General features: G+C 62.4%; 1 protein-coding gene and 1 pseudogene. Both read left to right on the top strand.

Going from position 1 to position 3974, the window contains the following annotated elements; genetic code table 11:
• Positions 1-1096: 1096 nt before the first annotated feature.
• Positions 1097-1774 carry a hypothetical protein gene (locus tag AB0M18_RS36420; protein WP_365765680.1) on the top strand — a complete coding sequence of 226 codons (678 nt, stop codon included), beginning with the start codon at positions 1097-1099 and terminating at the stop codon, positions 1772-1774.
• A 122-nt stretch (positions 1775-1896) separates the two neighbouring features.
• Positions 1897-2687, top strand: a pseudogene (locus AB0M18_RS36425) (IS5 family transposase).
• Positions 2688-3974: the final 1287 nt, after the last annotated feature.

Below are 3974 nucleotides of genomic sequence, written 5' to 3' on the forward strand. Positions count from 1 at the left end.
CCGGTCTGGCAGTAACGGCTCGATCCTTGCCCACTGGGCGTCAGTCAACGACACACATCAACCAACGATCAGATGATCCGAAGGAAACGCCCTAGGAACGCCAGGAGGAGTTCGGGGTGGCGCTGGATGTAGCGGAGGGCGCTGCGGGCGGGCCCGGTGCGGCTCGTCAATCGTACGAATTGCTCGGTTGGCGGTCTTCTCCTTGGCGTGTGCCCAGAGCAGTTCGGCGGGTTCAACTCCGGTGAGCAGGAGGGCATCTGGATGATCGTGAACCAGTACTGCCGCTGCGCCTGCTGTTTCACGTGTTTGCTGATGTGGCTGGAGTAGTTGTCTCAGACGACGGTGATGGGCAGGTCCGGGAGGCGGTGGAGCATCGCGAGAAAGCGCGGGAATTCCTTCTTCGTGTAGCCGTCGGACGGCCTTGATCGCATAGATCATCCGGGGCTGCTCGCCGTCGTTGAAGCAGAGCCATGCCGCCATGCTGGTATTGTCGTTGCGTTTCCCGGATAGTCGGATCACCGGGGTGTGCCCGGCCATGTCCCAGGTGTGGCGGGTCGGCCCGTTCAGCCACGCCTCGGCCTCGGCCTCGTCCTCGAAGCAGACCCGCCCTCCGCCTGCGGTGACCTGCGTGGGGGAGAGGACCGCCGGCCACGTTTCCGTGCGCCACCATGCGGCAGTCGCGCTCCACGGCCCGCACCTTCGGCGCCTGCCACGACCAGCCGAGGCGGTCCACAGGCTGACCGCCTGCGGCGTCACCTCGAGTACCTGCGCGACCTTGCTCTGCCGCATCCCCTGCTCGAATAAGTCCCCGCCGCCTGCATGCGGTGCCGCTCCAGCTCAACTGGGCTCAGCGAAAACCTTACGTGTCCGAGTCCCCATGCATCTGCATCCGTATGCCGAACATGACCAGATCCAGACGTGGCATCAAAGATCAGTACAGCAATCAGGGTAGGAATTACTCAAGGTTCGCCGCACTCGAGACATGTAGAGTGCGGCAAGGGATGCAATCCTGTGGTGACCGAAATACTTTACCGGCAGGATGTATCTGATGCACCCATACCGGAAACAACTCGATATGTAAATGGAGCAATAGGGAATGCGGAAGACTGTTGCCTTGAAGGCTGCTCTTGCGGCTGGAGGTGTGCTAGCTGCTTCGTTTCTCGCGGCCCCCGCGAGCGAGGCGACTACAGAGGCGGTCAGGTATATGCCAGGTCCCGGCCCTGAACCTTTCAACCTTTGGGGCCCCGGTCCTGCGAGAGTTGGCACGGACGGGAATGTGATCGCGTCTAAGGCAACGCTCCGGATGACTTGCCCCAGCGCCACTCCGTTCTTTCAGTCATACACCGCCATGGGTGTACCACTGTCCAAGATCAAGCATGAAGACAAGTGGGTGCCCACGAGGTCGGGTGACCGCATCGTGGGCAGTACTAACGAGACCACTATAACGAATTATGACACGACCAAGGGCATAACCCTGAAGGTCAAGTGGACATGCTCCAACCAATTCAAGGATGAGAATTCTACGATCGCGTCGATCGCGAGGGACTTCAACGTTCCCGGCCTGAACTCCCAAGGAGATTCGACCATCATGGGAGAGTTGCGATGCCCAATCGGTCGCCCTTCGGTGAAGTACGACGGATGGGTAAAGCCGGAAGCCGTAATAGTGGGCGAATTGGCCACGGATGGAGACCCGGACCGCGCGACGCGCACGTTCACCAATTTGAACGCCGATGACGTCACTCTAAGGTGGACGATCAGCTGCGGAAAGGGCTGATCCGGCGGCCAGCCCAGAAGGCTGCTTAGAGCTCGTAACACGATCTTGCTGAACGCCCCTGGTCGGCCGTGACCGGTATGAGGATCCGACCGTTCGGGATGGTGTGACTACCCGGGCCGTGGATCGTGGACGATGACCTGTGGGCGCTGATCGAGCCGCCGCTGCTGCCGCCCTGGCCCAAGAAGGCTCCTGGCCCGCGGCCGGTGCCGGACCGGCAGTGCCTGCAGGGCATCCTGTATGTGCTGCACAACGACATCGCCTGGCAACTGCTGCCTCTGGGGCTGGGGTTCGGCTCGGGCCAGACGTGCTGGCGGCGGCTGGACCGGTGGCAGAAGGTCGGGGCCTTTGACCGGCTGCACCGGATCCTGCTCGCCGAGCTCAACGCGGCCGGCGAACTGGACTGGTCCAGAGCATACGTCGACGGCTCCACGTCCGCGCCAAGAAGGGGGAGCCGACACCAGTCCGTCGCTGGTCGACCAGCGGAAGACGGGCAGCAAACACCATCTGATCTGCGACGGACGCGGCACCCCTCTGAAGGTCATCACCACCGCTGCCAACGTCAACGACGCCACCCAGTGCCTGGCCCTGGTCGATGACATCCCGCCCGTCGCCGGACGCCCGGGGCGGCCCCGACGACATCCCCAGGCCCTGCTCGCGACAAGGGCTACGACTCCGACCCCCACCGCCGCGAACTACGCAAGCGCCGATCCTGCCGGTGCTCTCCCGCAGGAGCGCCCCGAACATCGAGGGCTTGGGCAAGCTCCGCTATGTCGTCGACCAGACCTTCGCCCTTCTCCATCAGTTCAAACGCCTCGCCGTCTGCTGGGAACGCCGCACCGAACTCCACGACGCCTTCGTCTCCCTCGCCGGCGGCCTCATCTGCTGGAGACGGCTCAAGAACACCCGAACATGATCGTGTTACGAGCTCATAGAGGCGTATCCAGTAGGTCGCGTGATTCGTGCTCAGGCAGTCGGACGAAAGCGAGCGAACCGAGCGGTGCGCTCATTTCGCTCGGGGGTCGAAGCAGCCTCCACCAGCCCAGCTGGCATCGGATAGATCACTCGAAATACAGTCGGGGAGACGCCATGGTAACGGCATTCCAGTCCGAGGCCAGTGACATTGAGCGGACAGAAGTGCCCCAGCCCGTGTATGGGAATGAGGCAGGGGAGGCAACCCAGTTCCGGCGGCCTTCCAGAGCAAAAGACACGCACCTCAGTCCCGGAAGCCACGGCCCGCATGCTCACCGAGTCGATGGCTCGGCGAGAACAGTCCAGCCAGCCACGCGGGGGCGCCCGCTCGTCGAGCTCAAGTGGTGGAGCGTGGCCCTACCTCCGGGTCCCGAAACCGGTTGAGTAACCATTCCACATTCCGAGACTAGGTAGAGTGTGCTCTTATTGGCGCCATGAATAGAAATATCATCCGCCGCAAGTCAGCTATCGGCGCCCTCCTGGCGGGCCTGCTTTCCCTCTCTATCACGGCCGCGCCGGGTGCATCTGCCACCGGGTACCCGACGACAGATGTGGTTACCCCTTATTGGGGTATGAGGTGCACCATAACCTATGTCTCCGAAGTCACAACCCAGGCGACCTGCTGGGGCCGCGGGGACTGGGCCCTGGAAGTGACCTGTAAGAAGATTCTGGGAATACCCGGAACTACGCTGTACAGCCCGCGTCAGGACCAGAGAGACGGCGGAGCTTCATCGGTGTATGTAGGCCCCTGCCCATATGGCACCTGGTCTGCGAGGATAGGTGAATTCATTGAGTGAACCTCTTGTAACCTGTGCCGGGAGGGTGAAATGGCCTGGAGGGCGGGGCATGTGACAGGGCAGGGCTCCTGGTTGTTGCGTGGTGATCTCACTGAGCACGCCGGCGGCTGAGGGGCCCTGTTGGTTACGCATCGTTCTATGCTCGACAGTCCCGTAGAGCTCGTAACACGATCATGTTCGGGTGTTCTTGAGCCGTCTCCAGCAGATGAGGCCGCCGCGAGGGAGACGAAGGCGTCGTGGAGTTCGGTGCGGCGTTCCCAGCAGACGGCGAGGCCACGCCGATCGGAGTGCTTCCCACAACATTGCCGCTCGTGGCGAGACCGTGTGGAATGCGGGGCGTGGGCTTACTTCGCTTTGACGGACATCGGAGATCAGGGGCTTGGGCCCCGGAAGGATGATGTTCATCATGGAGAGCATGGGGAAGAGGAAGGCGC

It is taken from the genome of Streptomyces sp. NPDC051909 (assembly GCF_040681095.1).
GTDB lineage: Bacteria > Actinomycetota > Actinomycetes > Streptomycetales > Streptomycetaceae > Streptomyces.

What these genes read in the sequence shown, in the direction of transcription:
- AB0M18_RS36420 (WP_365765680.1), top strand. Translation starts at nt 1,097, where the DNA reads ATGCGGAAGACTGTTGCCTTGAAGGCTGCTCTTGCGGCTGGAGGTGTG.